This is a genomic window from Enterococcus sp. C76, assembly GCF_040886985.1.
GTDB lineage: Bacteria > Bacillota > Bacilli > Lactobacillales > Enterococcaceae > Enterococcus_B > Enterococcus_B lactis.
In genome coordinates this window covers 17,699-33,642 of sequence record NZ_JBFOEY010000010.1, presented here as the reverse complement: position 1 = coordinate 33,642, position 15,944 = coordinate 17,699, and the positions used below count along the sequence as shown (strand labels likewise).

The window sequence follows — 15,944 nt, the reverse complement described above, 5'->3', positions numbered from 1 at the left end:
TTCAAAAGCATCCGTGCACATTCTCACCAACCATGTGCTCTCTGAAACTTCAGTCTTTTTACTACTTCCTTTTCAAGTGTTGTCATATTTAAGTAGCCTTATAGTAACAAATATTTTTGTGGAATTCAATCGTTATTTCTTTGAACAGCTATTTTATTTAGCTACAATCAATGTTTGACCTGGATAAATAAAGTTGTTTTTGATATTGTTCCATTCGATTAGTTGAGCCATTGTAATACCATGGCTGTCAGCAACACCCCAAACAGATTCTCCAGATTTCACAGTATAGGTTTTCGAACCTGCAGGTGCTTGTTGGTTTGTTGTTTGAGACGAACCTTTCTTCACGATCACTTGTTGTCCAGGATAGATGAAATTATTTTTGATATTATTCCATTCGATCAACTGATCCATCGTGATATGATGTTTGTTCGCTACGCTCCAAACTGACTCGCCTGCTTTCACGGTATACATCGTATTACCAGAGGATGATGTACTTGTTGTAGCAGACGTATTCGGTGTATTTGGTTTCGCTGCCGAAGTAGTTGAACCTGTATTGGTATTTACTGAATTGCCGCCTTTAACGATCAATTGCTGTCCTGGGTAAATAAAGTTGTTTTTGATATTATTCCATTCGATCAGCTGATTCATCGTGATGCCGTTTTTATTCGCTACGCTCCAAACAGATTCACCCGCCTTGACTGTATAAGTGCCTTGAGACGAACTGCTGCCAGTATTAGCTGAGCTGCTGTTATTTGTATTGGCTGACGAACCTGTATTGCTTGATGCGCTGTTTGTTGACCCACTGTTTGAAACAGTCAGTTGTTGTCCTGGATAAATAAAGTTATTTTGGATGTTGTTCCATTGGATCAGTTGAGCCATCGTAATTCCATATTTGTTGGAGACACTCCAAACAGAGTCTCCGGCTTTCACTGTGTATTTCGTTCCTGAAGCCGTATTAGAAGAACTTGAATTAGACGAATTTGAACCACTTGTGTTGCCAGTATTTGCTCCAGTATTAGAGGAACCGCCATTTGATACGATCAGCTGTTGTCCTGGATAAACAAAATTATTCTTGATATTGTTCCATTCAATCAATTGAGCCATCGTAATTCCGTGATCATTTGAGATCTTCCAAACAGAATCGCCAGATTGAACAGTGTATTTCGCCCCAGTTGTTTGTCCTCCGTTTGATATACCAGCATTTCCTGAAGAATTGGTATTGTTACCAGAATTATTCGTCGAAGAGCCATTTTCTTGGCTACCCTTGATCGTTAGTTTTTGTCCTGGATAAATGAAATTGTTTTGGATATTGTTCCATTGAATCAATTGATCCATTGTAATACCGAATTTATTGGAGATTCCCCAAACAGAATCGCCAGATTGAACAGTATAAGTGGTCGAAGTTGCTGAACCTGAGTTTGTATTACCAGAATTGTTTGAACCGCTAGTACTACCTGTACTTCCAGTATTATTCCCACCTGTAGTAGCTCCACCGCCCGCGTTTCCGCTAGCTGGTGTATCATATTGGGTCAATCCGTAAGTCGTGATGATATTATTTAATTTGCTTGCATAACCAGGGTCAGTTGCATAACGACCTGTCAAACAAGCTGTCGCATCTGTATAGGATCTCGTGTTGCTCTTCCAAGTACCGGCATAGTAATAACCGTTGCCAAATGAAGTATTTCTAAGTACATAGGCATTGTCATTGAACGATTCAGCAAAAGAAGGATATTGTCGGAAAGGCTCCTTTTTATTTACCCATTGATTATTTAAAAATTCAAGCGTATCCATGTAGACAGTTTGTCCTTGATAGCTGCCTTTTATCCCAAAAAGATTATAATAAGGTGCTTGCGATAACGCACTACTGCCCCAACCGCTTTCTACAACTGCTTGTGCGATCATCACTGATGCATACAAATCATTAGCTTGAGCAATTGGCTGCGCATAAGTAGCAATTTCTGTGATAAATGCCGCTGTATTGATTCTTGCGCCGAACTGAACAGGTGTTTCATCCGCTTGAACAGGAACCGGCTGTACTAATGGAGCAGCGACAGAACAGCCTACCATCGCAGTTCCCACGATTGCTGCCCCTCGTTTTGCTTTTCGAAAACGTTTGGTCTGTTCTAAACGTCTCCGTTCTTTTCTTGCAATGTTTTCCATCTTCTATCCTCCAACTTCAATTTATCTATTATTAATAATTATAACTTCTCTTAATATTTATTAAAAGTTATTTAAGAGCTTTGTTGTTTTTTGTAATCATATTGTAATTTACCGTAATGAACAACTTCTGTTCATTTTTAAGTTCTTCCTACGTCTATGTTCTTATTTACAAGGATTTCGAAAAACACTGATTTTATTTTCCTAACATTTCATTTGTATTACCAAAAAATGTCTTTCCGATTACAGTTATTTTTTTTATAAGAATATTGGTTATTCAAAGAGGGATCATACATTGGTTTTATCTCTTTACCGTTTTTTTCGCTGGACCAAAAATGCTATAATAAGTCATTGCTTCAAAGGAGGAATTGTATGAAATACAAAACATCATTTCAAGTGACTGGCAGCTTCTTTCTTGTCCTGTTTTTTATTTTGGGCTGGATCGTAAAGTTTCATCTGTCGTGGCTTTCTGGTTTCGATCAGTGGTTTACAGACATTGTCAGAGCTTCTTATCCTGATCTGAACAGCTACCAACTCTTTATGACTAAATTCGGTAATCCTCTTACCGTCATCATTTTATTTGCTTGTACGGCTTTATGGATGTGGTATAAGAAAAAAAGGGCAGAAACAGTTTGGTTCGTTTCTGGATTTATTGTAATTGCTGGAATCATCAACCCGTTGATCAAACTATTTTTCATGCGAGAGCGCCCTTCATTGACACACTTAGTGGTTGAAACAAGTTACAGTTTCCCTAGTGGACATGCAGCAGGCAGTATGATTCTTTACGGCTCTTTCCTATTTCTGCTGCCAGCTTTTGTTCAAAAAAGAACCTTACGTACATTGCTTCAATTGCTGATGGTGTTTATTATAGTAAGTGTCGGGATAAGCCGCATTTATCTGGGTGTTCATTTTCCTACCGATATCATCGGCGGCTACTTACTCAGTCTTTCTTGGCTGTGCCTGACTTATCCAGTGTATAGAGAAAAAAGAAAACAAATAAGTAACTCTTACAGAAAGAAGGACTTTTAATGACTTTTCCTTATTCAGAAGGAAATAAAAGATATCATTCTTGGAATTATGCTTTACGAAATGAGTTTGGCGGGAAAATTTTCAAGGTGCCGATCGATGGAGGGTTCGACTGCCCGAATCGAGATGGGACTGTTGCCCATGGCGGTTGTACTTTTTGCAGTGTATCTGGTTCGGGTGATATGATCGTTGCACCTGAAGATCCACTTCCAATCCAATTCCAGAAAGAAATCGACATGATGCATCAAAAATGGCCTCATGTCCAACAATACATCGTTTATTTCCAAAATTTTACAAACACCCATGCGCCAGTTGAAATAATCAAAGAACGATTTGAGCAAGTAGTCAATTTACCAGGTGTCGTAGGATTATCAGTCGGTACACGACCGGACTGTCTGCCAGATGAAGTAGTTGATTACCTTGCTGAACTGAACGAGCGGATGTATTTATGGGTAGAACTTGGATTGCAAACAACTTTTGAAGAAACTTCAAAACTGATCAACCGAGCACATGATTATCAAACTTATTTAGATGGCGTGGTTAAATTACGCAAACATAATATCCGTGTTTGTACGCATTTGATCAACGGATTACCAGGCGAAAGTTTAGAAATGATGAAAGAAAATGTCAGACGCACTATTTTAGATTCCGATATCCAAGGAATCAAGCTCCATTTGATGCATCTGATGCGCAAAACGAGAATGTTGCGAGACTATCATGAAGGTCGACTTCAATTAATGAGCCGTCCTGACTATGTCAATGTCATTTGCGACCAGCTGGAAATGATACCAAAAGAGATCATCATCCATCGTTTGACAGGGGATGCGCCGTGGGATTCCTTGATTGGACCAATGTGGAGCTTGAAAAAATGGGAAGTCTTGAATGCAATTGATGAAGAACTTCTTCGCAGAGATAGCTTCCAAGGAAAATATGATGTACGGAAAAAGGTGAGTGTCTGATGTTGCAAACTGCTTTGTATTTCAGCCATACATTACTGCAAGAAATCTTGCAACCAGGAGATCACGTCGTAGATGCAACGATGGGCAATGGCCACGATACGGTTTTTCTAGCAGAACACATCGGAAAAACTGGTCATGTCTATAGTTTCGATATCCAGCAACAAGCAATCGATGCTACTCGTGAAAAGCTAGAACAGCATCAGTTAGAAGAACGTGTCTCATTGTTTCTACAAGGCCACGAAACGTTAGGAGAAGTAATAGCTGAACAACAAGATCTTAAAGCAGGGATCTTCAATCTAGGGTATCTCCCAAAAAGTGATAAAGCAATCATCACTATGCCAGAGACTACACGCACAGCTATGGAAGAAATATTGAAACGACTTGTGCCTCGCGGACGATTGATCCTTGTTGTCTACTATGGTCATGAAGGCGGAGAAAAAGAACTGGATATGGTTGATTCTTTTTGTTCCAAACTGCCACAGGAAACATATAATGTGCTGAATTATCGGTTTATCAACCAAAAGAACCAGCCGCCTATTTTATATTGTATTGAGAAAAAAAGATAAATAAAAAACGCAAAACATAAATGATATGTTTTGCGTTTTTTTCTCTAGCACTCAGGTTAGAGCGTTGATTTCACAACCTCTTTATTCCCGGTGCTCAAAAGCTTGCATCTGCGGTAATAAGTCCAACCAAATCAAAAACATGAGAAGCTGTTTTTGATTGGCTGTTCTTATTACTTGATGCAGGACAGCTTTTTCACAACCTCTTTATTCAAATACAAATTGAAATTGAATACATTTTTTTGACATATAACAGATATATAAAAGAATAACAAAAACATTGATATATAAACAATTTAAATGAATTTTATATTTTTGTATGTCATTCATATATCGCTAATTAACTTAATATCAGTCAATTTCTGCCCCTTTTTTGCCTCTAAATGCTTAAAAATAACCACCCGAAGGTGGCTGAAGAATAAGCTTTTATTTGTAAGTTTCCTTACGAATATTAACACAAGTAATCTTCTCAATCTACAGGAAATCCTATCTAATAAAATAAGCTCTCTACTTTCTTATAAACGCAGAATCTTTTGTAAAACTATTATCTATATCTGCCATATATCTTTCCACTTTCATATGCAAATCATATTTTTCTCTAAGTTCTGCAATCTGGGACATCATTGAAGATTCGTGATGTTTATCCAGTGCGTCTTGGTCTGTCCAACTATCAATCAGAAGAACAGTGTCCTCATCATCCATTGGAAAAAAGTATTCATATTTAATATTACCTTTTTCTGCACGTATATCTTCTACTATTCCAGTTGAAACCATTTCTTTCGCAAATTTTTTTGCATTCCCTTTTACGCCACTATAATAAATGTTCACAGTAATAGCCATTTCTCTATCTCCTTAAATGCATTTTTATGTACCCTGTAGGACTGACTCGAACCTACGACCGGACGGTTATGTTGCGATCAACTGAGCTAAGAATAATGAGAAGCCACCACAACTCCTGCAAACAAAAAGAATGGACATAGACTGAACAATAATGGGTTTCATTCTTTGTTGTGATGGCATATTTATTATTACACATTTATTAGAAAAAAACTACATTGTACTTATTCTTTGTAAAAGATATTATTTTATGCTATTATTTCCAAGTCATAAAAAGAAAAAAGCTTCAGATACTTATCTTTTTGGGGAAAGACTCTAGGGTGAGGGAGTATCTGAAGCTTTTTTCTATGTTCATTATCTCACATGGTTATTTTTTAGTCTATTATTTACTTAATTTTTCAAAAAATGAAAAAAGCCCTCAACTGATTATTCTAGTTGAGGGCTTTTTTAAGATATATCCACTACATATCAAGTTTTTTCAATATTCTCTAAAATCTGTTCAATCGGAATAATTAAAGGAATTCGAGCTGCCTTTTCTGTCAAATTAGCTATAAACAAACTCAACTCTGATAGTAGAGGCTTCATAAAGTAAATCTGATCATCTAAATTGAAATTTGAAAAATTATTTTTTTCGGCTTCCTCTTCCACCAGTTGATTTTTAAATATCGTTCGCATTTTTACAGATCCAATTACCTTGTCATCCGCAAGAAAATCGACAGTTCCCTTAATAATTATATCATTTGTTTTATTAAACTTTGGTTTTGCAGAATAAGAAATTTCCAAATCCTTCTTCAATATGCTTTTTTTAAAATCTACACTAATCAAGGTAGTGGCAATATATTCGTAATTTTTCCTATCCATGTGCTTTCTCCATTTCTTTTCGAACTTGTATTGTCATTAGAATGATTATTATCATACTCAAGCAAGTTAACTCTGTTTAACATGGAGTTAGTTTGCTCTTGCAGAATTGATATTAAAGAAGCGATTTCTTCTTTCAGCTCAGTTACACTTTCTTTTTCGCTAATACACAAAAGGTCTAACTGTATCAAGAAACCATCAAAATTTTCTTTGAGATATGGTTCTCTACTCTTAAAGACAGTTCTTAATGCAATTGGATCTTGTATCGCTAATAAAGCACTGTTTAATAATTTACTTTGAATGCTCCCATTTTCAATCCCACTTAAAGTACTGTAACTAGTTCCTAAAAGTTCTGCCATTTGCCTTAATGATAAATCATAGTAACGTCTAATTTCTCTCACTTTTTCGGAACTCAACAATCCTTTTAGTTCTTTATATCTATCAAAATCAAGTTTTAAATTGTAATCTGGATTATCAAACGGCTCAAATAATTCATTACACTCACTACATTTATAGTAGATATGTTCATTTTTAATTTTCAAGTCTTTGACTTCTACTTCTTCAACTAAAGTTACTTGTTCAAAAGTTGCCATATGCTCACATTCAGAACAATATTTTTTTAGTATCTTATTATCCATTTATTTCATCTCCCTTAAAGGATAGTTCATAGGTCGTTCAGCAGGGTGAAAAGACATACATCCACATTTTTCTTTATCAATTGAGATCTTGATATACAATTCCTCTCCCTCTAAATGCAAGCCAAAAACAGCGACCATGGTATCGTCTTTAAAATGATGCGGACTGGGTCCCTCGGAATAATTTGAAATATCAATATGTTCTCTTGCATATCTAGCTGCATGGGTATTGACCCAACCAATTTTTCTAAAGTACAATGAAGATTTTCTATTAAATTCATAACTTATTTTCTTTGAATCAAAAAGTTCTCTAAAACTTAACAAAAACAATTCGACTTGTGTCTTTAAATCAAGATCCATTTTGCTTCCTCCGAAATAATATATATATTTAGTTTTCGGTAAAAAGCAAATTTTGTCAACAAAGATTTTGTTACTATCTAGTAACATTATACATACAGGTTAAAAATAAAAGCAAGCAGTTTGGAAAAATTATGGAAATAAAAATATTTCCATAATTTTTCATCGTTTAGGAATCGTCAAAACATATTCAGGAAAATCTAGTTCAAGGTTTACAAAAGGAACACTCGTTCGTATACTGTTTTTGAGGTGAACTTTATATGTTAATGGAAGGAAAAACACAATTATGGTTTAAATTTGATCCTTCGAATAGATTTATCAAAGATTTTTATAAAGTATGGGATTCAGAAGTTTTCTTTTTAGCAATCGAAGATAACTTATTAATCAATCTCTACTATTCTAATAAGAACTACTTTAAAATTCCTGCTGCGAAAACTAGAATGAAGAAAGATGTATATTTTTTGTTTGATATCGTGACTGACGTGACTGACGCACGGAGCGATCATCGGCGTTACGATTATATAAAGTATACTTTCGTTGATCCAGAAAGATATAAAGATTAAAATAAGTTACCTAAAAAGGACAAATACAAATTTTATTATCTTATTCATAGTAAGAAGATAATTTTAAGATTGCGAAATACGATACTATTTGTAATCTATAGTATCAGTCCTATAAAATAAACATCTAATTAATTACTCTAAATCCTAATTATAAGCCTTTTTTCTCACTTTTTTTCAAAAATATGGTATGCTTCTTAGTAAATTCAAATATAAAAGAGTTTAAAGCGTAATACACTTATGAGGAAGTGGTTTGGGGTGCGCTTTAAACTCTTCTTTATTATTATCTCACAGCATACTTAAAAGGTCTATGGATTAAGTTATGTAAAAAAGTGCCTCTTTAAACGTCCTAAAATCCAAAAAAGAATAGCATAATATACACTATCGTTGATCCAGAAAACAGGTAAATAAATTTTGCAAAAGCAATAAGTTAAAAACACTACAAAAAAGACAAGGATATCACATCAAGAAAAAATGTTTTGAAAATATCTTTGCCTTTTTGTATTATATCTATATTAAATACTCAACCACAAGATACTAATTAATTTATATATTTAATTTGTTGTTTTTCTATAATTGGATAACTAATTAACTTATGACTATCTAAGTCTTCTTTATTCATATCAATTGCAGTAATTTGGCTGTCTTCATATGTCCGATAATAATAGATTCCTTTGTCAACATTGCAACAAGAAGAATAAATTGTATATTCATATTTTCCATCACCAACATCACACAAACCTTTTTGTTGTTCTACTGAACCTAAGATATGGAAAAATTGACTAATACTTTCTGACTCTGAATCTCCAGATACAGAGTTCAGCTTCGTAAAAGTCGCTTTAACAAAACGAGAAACTGAGGACAAATCTCCAGGCAAGCCTATCCCTCCCATACCGCGGCTATAGGCATTCAAACTTATTTGATTTGAAAAATTATTTTTAGGAGTTTCACTCGATAAGACACGATAATTGTTTAAATTAAATAATTGATAGTCAAATGAAGGATTATTGGTAAGAACACCCACAGGGTTATCATATATATGAAGTCCATCTTTCATATTTTCAATGACAATTGATTTTTCTTTATCAGCTAATAGCCAATGTAAAGGGGATAAAGGAAGTTCGTCACTATAATTTATATTTGCTAAATTGATATTTTTTAACATTTTTTTAGCTTCTCCTACTGTTGAGCATTGTCCTAAAATCCAAGGAATAAATTCAAAAGGAGATACATTGTCTTTCCCTTCTTGTATTTCTTTATAATCAGCATACCCAGAAAAATTTAGTCCAGCCATACTCAATCCTTTTTCATTTGTCGCATCGTAATAAAGAGGGTAGTCAGCTATACCAGCGGCAATACCAATCATTGCATAATGAGTATCCAAATCATTTACCTTTCGAAAATTCAAATTATAATTTCTTGGAGTAACAGTGACTACTTCATTGTAAGATATTTCATAATCAAAATTCCTTCCAAAATAATGATCACTTGTTACATAAGTAATAGACGTACACATAGTTTATTCCTCCTAAATATTGTTCTGTCCACGTTCATATTACTCCAAAGTTTTCCTCATTCCAAAAGAAAAGCACAGAATACACGAAGAAGCGTTTTTATTTGTATAAACTATATCAAAGTTCTATACTTAAATTATCAAATAAAAAGGACGTGAAGATAAATGTCAAATTTAGAAAACAAAGAAGAAAAAGTTGTAAACAAAATTGTTTCTGTTGTCAATAAACTGGATAAAGAGTTAGACGAACTTGATACGTTATCTGAAAATCCAGAAAAAAAACATAACCTAAAAAAATGGTTAATTGAACGAAAGGCTATTCATGAAATTAAAAAAGTTCTTCATGAAGCTGATAAATATGAAAAATATGATGAAAAAGAACTTGATAAAGAATTTAAAGAAATTAACGACTTATTACTCTGATTTATTTAAACGACTCATAATGAGTCGTTTTTTTGTACAAAATCAATAGCAAAAAGACTGCTCTTTCGAGCAGCCTTGAACGGATGTCATCATCTTGTAGGTTTCAGAAAATATTCGTTTTTTTGATTGTGTTTGATGACGACATACACTATTTTGCCATATTTAAATTATTACTTTTTCTTTTTTTTACTCATTAAATCAAAATAAAAAAAGACCACCCGAAGGTGGCTGAGGAAAGCTTTTATTTGTATGATATCCTTCAAAAAAATTCTAGCATAGAACTAACTTAATTACTATATGTACCCTGTAGGACTCGAACCTACGACTGGACGGTTATGAGCCGTCTGCTCTGACCAACTGAGCTAAAGGTACGAATTGTTGCCACGAAATGTTAAAAGAAACGAGGATTCTTACATCTTCGTGACAACAACCAAAGATAGAAAAAGTCCCAAAATCTGAAGTTGTCGCATGAGTAGTTTACTAGATTGTGGTAATGATTTGAATGGACTCATACGACAACGAGAAAATATTAACATGCCTTATTCCTTAAATTGTCCATTTTTTTGTTATAAAGTTAAATAAATATTGGATATACGCACATCGTTCACCATACCTTCACCATTTAATTGATTACAACGACGGAAAATGACATCGATTTTCGTACCTTTTTTCACCCAACTTAAATCCACTGTGACATCCATTCCTAAAGCGTCACCACCTTTGTATCCATAGTTTTTCTTCACGTCAGGACGTTTGATGCCTTGCGAAGCTATACGAGTGATTTCTTTAGTTGTCCCATGCTCCATAATTAAAACTTCCGCATACTTACCTATTGGGCCTTCTGGTTTATCTGGCACTAACCAACCAGCCACGCGAAGTTTATTTTTCGCGACCAAATTAAAAAATTCAAGTTTTCCCCATGCATTTCCTTGATGAACTGCCTTGCTCGCTGCAACTGCTTCGTTATGATCAGACAGCGTCCTTTGTTTTTTTGGGATTTTAGATATTTTTGCTTTTGCATAGGCATCCCATGTAGCCTCATCCCCATAAAATACATCTAAATCTAACGAACCATTCCAATTATCTAATCTACCATTAGAAGTATATTGATACATTGCTACATTGGTTCCCCATTCTCCGCCATTTGGTGGACTAGGCTGTCGATAACCAGTCGGATTCATATTAGGATACGAAGCTAACCATAACCCATAATCTGCGTTACGAATACAACTAAAATTATGTGCTGCTAAAACACTCGTACTCATATAAATTAATGGCTTAATCCCTGTTTTTGCTTGTACATAATCTAACCATCGTTTCGCCCATGCTATATCCCCGCTATTATCGCTTTCCCAGTCTAGCATCAAAATAGCTTTACCAATATATCCTTGAATGTTATTTAAGAAAAATTCTGCTTCCTGTTCAGTGGTTCCTTGATAGCCTTGTTCATGGGCAAAATGATAAACACCTAATTTTTTCCCAGCTTTCAGTGCTTGTTGAAAAGCCCGATCACAATCAGGATTAATATATCCCGTTCCACCAGTCGCTTTGATAAAAACAAAATCTGCAGGAACAGAAGATAAGTCAATACCCGATTGAAAGCTTGATATATCAATACCGTTCAACGTCATTTTTCATCGTCTCCTTTTGAATCTATTTCTGGAAAATATTTGTCTACTTTTGCATGTAGCTCATCGTGAATCCATTTCAAAACAGGATTAAACAACCACAAAGGTATCCAACGATCCCATCCTAAAGCAATAAAATTCGCTACAACAGAACGTAAATTATGATAAATGAACGCAAATGTTAAACTAGCAAAGATGATTGAATGGCTATTCAATTCCCGATCCAGTAAAAAACCTAAAAAACAAAAAACTAATATCATCCCGTCCCTTATGACAGAATCAATCGCTACATTAGTTTGATTTCGCATTACTTTTGATTTTTTGGACAGTCTTGAACCTGCCAACCAATCCATAATCAAAACAAGCAATAGAATAACAACTAACAACGTATGCGAAATCGTCCAACAATCCGAAAATACCCAAGCAGGGATACTCACTCCAACTCCTGCAACAAGCCCTACTGTCCAACTATGATCTTCCGCCATCTTTTGTAACTGTTTATAAAACAAATCGAAAATGACATTTAAAGTATTCATTAGATTTCCTCCATTCAAAAAAGCGCACTCGAAAGAGTACGCTTTTTTACTATTTATCAAAATGATTAGACATAATAATTTTTTCATATTTTTATATAGAATTCGTATTAAACATAAAGCTAACAATTTAATTAGTTGCTCGCTTAATCAGATTCTATGATAAAGCATTCTTATGATATAATTTATACTTACCTCGACAATGAATAATGCTTCCTTTCTCAAAAGCAATCGGATTTCCTTTGCTTTGAATCAAGTCAAAATAACCTTTCCCATACGACCGATAATGCCAAGAATGTTTACCAACATTATAGAACAACCGACCAATTCCATATGTTGAATCATAACTCATCTCAAATACATCATTAATACCATCAAAAATCATTTTAGTTACTTGTGATTCTGACATATTGCTGCCATAAATATCGATATCATAATCCGAAATACGCTTCGAATAGTTCTCATCACCAATTACAATAAAAGAATCTCGAAACATGTCTGTCCGTTGAAATTGCAAGAAATAGTATTCTTCAATCGTCACATCTTCCAACATTTCTGCTTCTACTCTAACTGAAATTCCCGCATGATCAAACTCATATTGAATGATTTCTTTTAAGACTGCCCTACCTGAACCATCCTTTTTCTTTGTATTTATTGCTTGAACAAAGTTGGTAACTACGGCTCGAAACTTCTTGCAATAACGTTGCTGATTACCAAGCACTTTGATGTCGTCACAATAATACTCAACTTGTTCTGTCCACGCAGTAGGCATACCGCTGTTAGCATTATCATATGCATGCCATCCACCTGTATATCCACCTGCTCCAGGTTGATCACCGTCAATATTATTTACTGCCCGTAATCCTCCCCATGGTGCAACCATATCTGTATATTGCTCATATAAAACATCAGCATCATCTCCAAAATCATTTCCAACCGTTTCTTCTTGATTTTTCACAAGATAAAAATTACCCAGTTGAACAATCTGATTAGCAGAAATCTTTTGTAACGTTCGCTTCAAATCTTTATCAGACGAATATTTAGTCAGAATTTCAACACAATCCTCAGAAATTCGAACGTGTAGTGTATCTTGTGGTAATTGCATCTCTTCTTCCTTTTCTTTTAAGTACCTCACATTATCATTCAACTCCTGAACATCAATTGTTTCTTTCATTTCAATTAAAGGATCCGTGTTTTTTCTGCTAGTTACTGTTATAAAAGAAGTTCCTTCAGGTACTACTATTTCTTGTTGTACATATTCCTTAACCAATCCTGATACAATAGAAATCCTTTCATTCTCATTTCGCCAACAAATACATGCCCCCACATAAACGGTGTCTGCATTTGCAGAAAATACTATCCTTGCACCTGCTTGAGGAGAATTATACTTAGCTGTTTTATAATTAGAAGATGGATAAAAATTACTATCTAAACTTGAATAAAAACCGCTCAAAATTTCTGTTTCTAAATTTTTTGTATATTTTAATTGTTCAGAAATATTTTGGATACTTAACACCGTACCCATTTCCAACACAGGCTTTTCTTCATAAGAAGATATTATAAGGCTTTTAGCTTTCATAGGCACACAAAATCGAAAATCAGTAAAAGTTCCTTCACTACCAATACCTATCGAACTTAAATACTTACTATAATTATCATCTGAAAAGAAATGAACAATGGCATTATACTCACCTTTTACAATCGTATAACAACTATATATTGAATTTGGTTCAACCATTTTTTTTATAGAATAATAATTATCTGCCACATGATAGGAATTATCATATGTGGAATAGTAACCAATCGAAACAGGTAATTCTTGTTTAGTAAACTCCACCAAACTCTCTTGGATTGGTCGCTCTAATTTTAAAGCAGTAACCGAAGCATCTGTATAGTTTTCCGTTGTTACACCATTTACGCCAACAACTGCTACCTTATTTCCAGAAATTTGTTCTCTAGCATCTTGGGCTAACATCCCCCATGTAACTTGTGACGCACCACCTTTATCAACTTTATTATTTTCTAAGCCTACCATCCCAACTTCCATTTCATTTAATTTTTCTGTTGTTATAACAGCTCCCATTTCAATATTTTGTGTTTCTGTCTTGCTTTCATCATAATCTCTCCAATAATGTCTTTGATACACCACTTAATCATCACCTATTTTCTTCAAGAATTTCAATTCTTTTTTCTAAATTTTTTACAGCAGACAAAAGTACATAAATTAGTTGTGATTCTGAAACTATTCCTTCTGAATTTATTAACAAAGGATCTGCCATAAATTCTTCAGAAAAAAATACCCCTAACCCACTTTTTTTGATAGCATTATATTCAAATGAAACAATATCTGTATTCTTGATAGCTTCTATCGCCAAATCGCTATTAAATATAATCGGATTGCTTATCTCATCAATTGACTTCTTTGAAATAATTTCCCCTGAATTATGCAAAGAAATAACCCCCGTAGACAATTCTACTTTATTATTATCATCAATTTTTGTTTCCATATATTGATTATCAAAATTTATCGAAAATCTATCTCTACTATAATTACCAGTTATTTTCGATGCTTTTAATTCACTAATTTTTTCTCCAGAAATAGAATTATCATCAATTTCAGTATTATTATTGATTTTAATTTTACTTGGGTTAATTCTTAATGGTTCATTATCTGGATTTTTCTCTTCAGATAAATTGATCACCTCAATTATTTTTTCTTTGTTGATCATATTTTCTTTAATATTAGCTATTTGAGTAGCAACTGCTCTAACCCCAGAATCAGTCTTACTCCGATAAGCGGTCGCCACACTTGAAACAACTTGTGCTTCAGCCGAACTAGTAGCTTTTAATCCACCATTATACACAAGGCTATATCCAAAATTTGGAATCTTGAATTGATTTCCCTCGATATCTTCAACTATCAGCCAATCACCAGCTTCGATGGAAGGAATTCCACGCCATTCAATCGAATGAGGATAATATTCAATCACATTTAGTAAAGAAAAAATATCATTTAAATCCTTACTACTTAAAAAAGGATTATCTATTTCCACTTGATTGCCATTAACAGATCCAACTGAAATACTTTTAGAATCTCCGCTGGGAGTATTTACTAACCCATCAATTCTATATTTCAATTCGTTTTTGCTAAAGCCTTTCGAATAATATAAATCCGGATTAATAATTTTTACTGTTTTATTCCCACTCTTCAACTGGAGAACATCGTATTTAGAAAATTTGATGTATCCAGCTACATATTGGGAAATATACCCTAACATTTGCCTATTCGTTAAATTTGTTGGTTTCGAATTTATTTTTTTATTGGGTAATTGTAAAAATGATTCAACATCCATCATAATTCCCGCTTGATAACAAATATCAGCAGCAACATCAAATATTTTAGCTGGAAAAGTTATAGAAGGGCTGTATGTACCTTCTAAAAACAAAACTGAATCCATACAGTTTACAGTCGTTGTTTTCTCGTTCTCATCTACATCTACATGCTCACTCACAAAAAAAGTACCAAGTCTAACATATTCTATCGGTTTTTCATAAAATATTTTATTCAGATAACCACCTGTTCTCATTTTGTTAGTCTTAACTTCATATTTTCGAGCCTCAAAGCTTTTTTTTTGCTCCCTTTCGATACCTAACTCAACAATTACTTTATCTAATTCGTTAATCCCATAAATAATTTGGTCAAAAGTTATCGAAACATAGTCAGAAAAAACAGACCCGATTTGATAACCAGGTCCGTTTATACTTCCAGATTCGAATTTTATGTCAAAAATGTCATTTTCTGTAAAAGATTGATTATTGATAGTAACTCGTGCATATATTTTACGTCTGTTTTTCTCAAATGCCTCATTGAATTTGATACTTGATTTAAGCATAC

At 34.0% G+C, this 15,944-nt stretch carries 15 protein-coding genes, 1 tRNA gene and 1 other annotated feature (1 of these 17 cut by a window edge); of the genes, 5 read left to right on the top strand and 11 right to left on the bottom strand.

The genetic code is table 11. The features are described from left to right. Nucleotides 1–84 (bottom strand) — a binding site (T-box leader); it reaches 123 nt to the left of the window's first position. A 69-nt stretch (nucleotides 85–153) separates the two neighbouring features. Then, entirely contained in the window at nucleotides 154–2,160 is a 2,007-nt protein-coding gene (locus tag AB3I00_RS12120; protein WP_368025320.1) for a LysM peptidoglycan-binding domain-containing protein, read from the bottom strand. 369 nt (nucleotides 2,161–2,529) lie between these two features. Here AB3I00_RS12120 and AB3I00_RS12115 point away from each other — a divergent pair, with 369 nt between their 5' ends. The 3 genes from AB3I00_RS12115 to AB3I00_RS12105 are packed head-to-tail and all read left to right on the top strand — an operon-like array spanning nucleotide 2,530 to nucleotide 4,708. Further along, the gene (locus AB3I00_RS12115; protein ID WP_070770624.1) at nucleotides 2,530–3,186 is read left to right on the top strand and encodes a phosphatase PAP2 family protein; all 657 of its coding nucleotides are present in this window, start codon (nucleotides 2,530–2,532) and stop codon (nucleotides 3,184–3,186) included. Continuing rightward, nucleotides 3,186–4,142 carry a TIGR01212 family radical SAM protein gene (locus AB3I00_RS12110; RefSeq protein ID WP_104764539.1) on the top strand — a complete coding sequence of 319 codons (957 nt, stop codon included), beginning with the start codon at nucleotides 3,186–3,188 and terminating at the stop codon, nucleotides 4,140–4,142. The genes AB3I00_RS12115 and AB3I00_RS12110 overlap by 1 nt, the downstream gene beginning before the upstream one ends. After that, nucleotides 4,142–4,708, top strand: coding sequence for a class I SAM-dependent methyltransferase (locus tag AB3I00_RS12105; RefSeq protein ID WP_002292250.1), 567 nt, complete (start codon nucleotides 4,142–4,144; stop codon nucleotides 4,706–4,708). Before AB3I00_RS12110 ends, AB3I00_RS12105 begins: the two co-directional genes overlap by 1 nt. Before the next feature lie 504 nt (nucleotides 4,709–5,212). Here AB3I00_RS12105 and AB3I00_RS12100 read toward each other — a convergent pair. The 4 genes from AB3I00_RS12100 to AB3I00_RS12085 all read right to left on the bottom strand — a co-directional run bounded on the left by AB3I00_RS12100 (nucleotide 5,213) and on the right by AB3I00_RS12085 (nucleotide 7,395). Continuing rightward, on the bottom strand, nucleotides 5,213–5,545 hold the full coding sequence (locus tag AB3I00_RS12100; RefSeq protein ID WP_086325069.1) for a putative quinol monooxygenase: 333 nt from the start codon (nucleotides 5,543–5,545) through the stop codon (nucleotides 5,213–5,215). A 465-nt stretch (nucleotides 5,546–6,010) separates the two neighbouring features. Beyond that, entirely contained in the window at nucleotides 6,011–6,403 is a 393-nt protein-coding gene (locus AB3I00_RS12095) for a hypothetical protein (RefSeq protein ID WP_368025319.1), read from the bottom strand. After that, the gene (locus AB3I00_RS12090; RefSeq protein WP_368025318.1) at nucleotides 6,364–7,038 is read right to left on the bottom strand and encodes a helix-turn-helix domain-containing protein; all 675 of its coding nucleotides are present in this window, start codon (nucleotides 7,036–7,038) and stop codon (nucleotides 6,364–6,366) included. The genes AB3I00_RS12095 and AB3I00_RS12090 overlap by 40 nt, the downstream gene beginning before the upstream one ends. Next, entirely contained in the window at nucleotides 7,039–7,395 is a 357-nt protein-coding gene (locus AB3I00_RS12085; RefSeq protein WP_025478046.1) for a hypothetical protein, read from the bottom strand. A gap of 257 nt (nucleotides 7,396–7,652) precedes the next feature. On the opposite strand from AB3I00_RS12085, the gene AB3I00_RS12080 reads away from it, so the two are divergent. Further along, nucleotides 7,653–7,955 (top strand): DUF5960 family protein, encoded by a 303-nt coding sequence (locus AB3I00_RS12080; protein WP_368025316.1) that lies wholly within the window; start codon nucleotides 7,653–7,655, stop codon nucleotides 7,953–7,955. 538 nt (nucleotides 7,956–8,493) lie between these two features. Here AB3I00_RS12080 and bsh read toward each other — a convergent pair. Continuing rightward, on the bottom strand, nucleotides 8,494–9,468 hold the full coding sequence (gene bsh / locus AB3I00_RS12075; RefSeq protein WP_368025315.1) for a choloylglycine hydrolase: 975 nt from the start codon (nucleotides 9,466–9,468) through the stop codon (nucleotides 8,494–8,496). Between the two features lie 162 nt (nucleotides 9,469–9,630). On the opposite strand from bsh, the gene AB3I00_RS12070 reads away from it, so the two are divergent. Beyond that, entirely contained in the window at nucleotides 9,631–9,888 is a 258-nt protein-coding gene (locus tag AB3I00_RS12070) for a hypothetical protein (RefSeq protein WP_086325318.1), read from the top strand. Nucleotides 9,889–10,186: 298 nt separating this feature from the next. Here AB3I00_RS12070 and AB3I00_RS12065 read toward each other — a convergent pair. From AB3I00_RS12065 to AB3I00_RS12045, 5 genes are all read right to left on the bottom strand, one after another. Then, a tRNA-Ile gene (locus AB3I00_RS12065) sits at nucleotides 10,187–10,260 on the bottom strand. Nucleotides 10,261–10,454: 194 nt separating this feature from the next. Further along, entirely contained in the window at nucleotides 10,455–11,519 is a 1,065-nt protein-coding gene (locus tag AB3I00_RS12060; protein ID WP_368025313.1) for a GH25 family lysozyme, read from the bottom strand. Then, nucleotides 11,516–12,052 carry a phage holin family protein gene (locus tag AB3I00_RS12055; RefSeq protein WP_368025312.1) on the bottom strand — a complete coding sequence of 179 codons (537 nt, stop codon included), beginning with the start codon at nucleotides 12,050–12,052 and terminating at the stop codon, nucleotides 11,516–11,518. The genes AB3I00_RS12060 and AB3I00_RS12055 overlap by 4 nt, the downstream gene beginning before the upstream one ends. Before the next feature lie 154 nt (nucleotides 12,053–12,206). Further along, nucleotides 12,207–14,198: a hypothetical protein gene (locus AB3I00_RS12050; protein WP_368025311.1), complete on the bottom strand. Its 1,992-nt coding sequence runs from the start codon at nucleotides 14,196–14,198 to the stop codon at nucleotides 12,207–12,209. A gap of 7 nt (nucleotides 14,199–14,205) precedes the next feature. Continuing rightward, nucleotides 14,206–15,942, bottom strand: coding sequence for a hypothetical protein (locus AB3I00_RS12045; RefSeq protein ID WP_368025309.1), 1,737 nt, complete (start codon nucleotides 15,940–15,942; stop codon nucleotides 14,206–14,208). Nucleotides 15,943–15,944 lie beyond the last annotated feature (2 nt).

Excerpts from the sequence above, each read along its gene's own strand:
- AB3I00_RS12070 (WP_086325318.1), top strand. The coding sequence starts at position 9,631 with ATGTCAAATTTAGAAAACAAAGAAGAAAAAGTTGTAAACAAAATTGTT.
- AB3I00_RS12060 (WP_368025313.1), bottom strand. The coding sequence starts at position 11,519 with ATGACGTTGAACGGTATTGATATATCAAGCTTTCAATCGGGTATTGAC.
- bsh (WP_368025315.1), bottom strand. The coding sequence starts at position 9,468 with ATGTGTACGTCTATTACTTATGTAACAAGTGATCATTATTTTGGAAGG.
- AB3I00_RS12080 (WP_368025316.1), top strand. The coding sequence starts at position 7,653 with ATGTTAATGGAAGGAAAAACACAATTATGGTTTAAATTTGATCCTTCG.
- AB3I00_RS12105 (WP_002292250.1), top strand. The coding sequence starts at position 4,142 with ATGTTGCAAACTGCTTTGTATTTCAGCCATACATTACTGCAAGAAATC.
- AB3I00_RS12120 (WP_368025320.1), bottom strand. The coding sequence starts at position 2,160 with ATGGAAAACATTGCAAGAAAAGAACGGAGACGTTTAGAACAGACCAAA.
- AB3I00_RS12100 (WP_086325069.1), bottom strand. The coding sequence starts at position 5,545 with ATGGCTATTACTGTGAACATTTATTATAGTGGCGTAAAAGGGAATGCA.
- AB3I00_RS12115 (WP_070770624.1), top strand. The coding sequence starts at position 2,530 with ATGAAATACAAAACATCATTTCAAGTGACTGGCAGCTTCTTTCTTGTC.
- AB3I00_RS12090 (WP_368025318.1), bottom strand. The coding sequence starts at position 7,038 with ATGGATAATAAGATACTAAAAAAATATTGTTCTGAATGTGAGCATATG.
- AB3I00_RS12110 (WP_104764539.1), top strand. The coding sequence starts at position 3,186 with ATGACTTTTCCTTATTCAGAAGGAAATAAAAGATATCATTCTTGGAAT.
- AB3I00_RS12055 (WP_368025312.1), bottom strand. The coding sequence starts at position 12,052 with ATGAATACTTTAAATGTCATTTTCGATTTGTTTTATAAACAGTTACAA.
- AB3I00_RS12045 (WP_368025309.1), bottom strand. The coding sequence starts at position 15,942 with ATGCTTAAATCAAGTATCAAATTCAATGAGGCATTTGAGAAAAACAGA.
- AB3I00_RS12085 (WP_025478046.1), bottom strand. The coding sequence starts at position 7,395 with ATGGATCTTGATTTAAAGACACAAGTCGAATTGTTTTTGTTAAGTTTT.
- AB3I00_RS12095 (WP_368025319.1), bottom strand. The coding sequence starts at position 6,403 with ATGGATAGGAAAAATTACGAATATATTGCCACTACCTTGATTAGTGTA.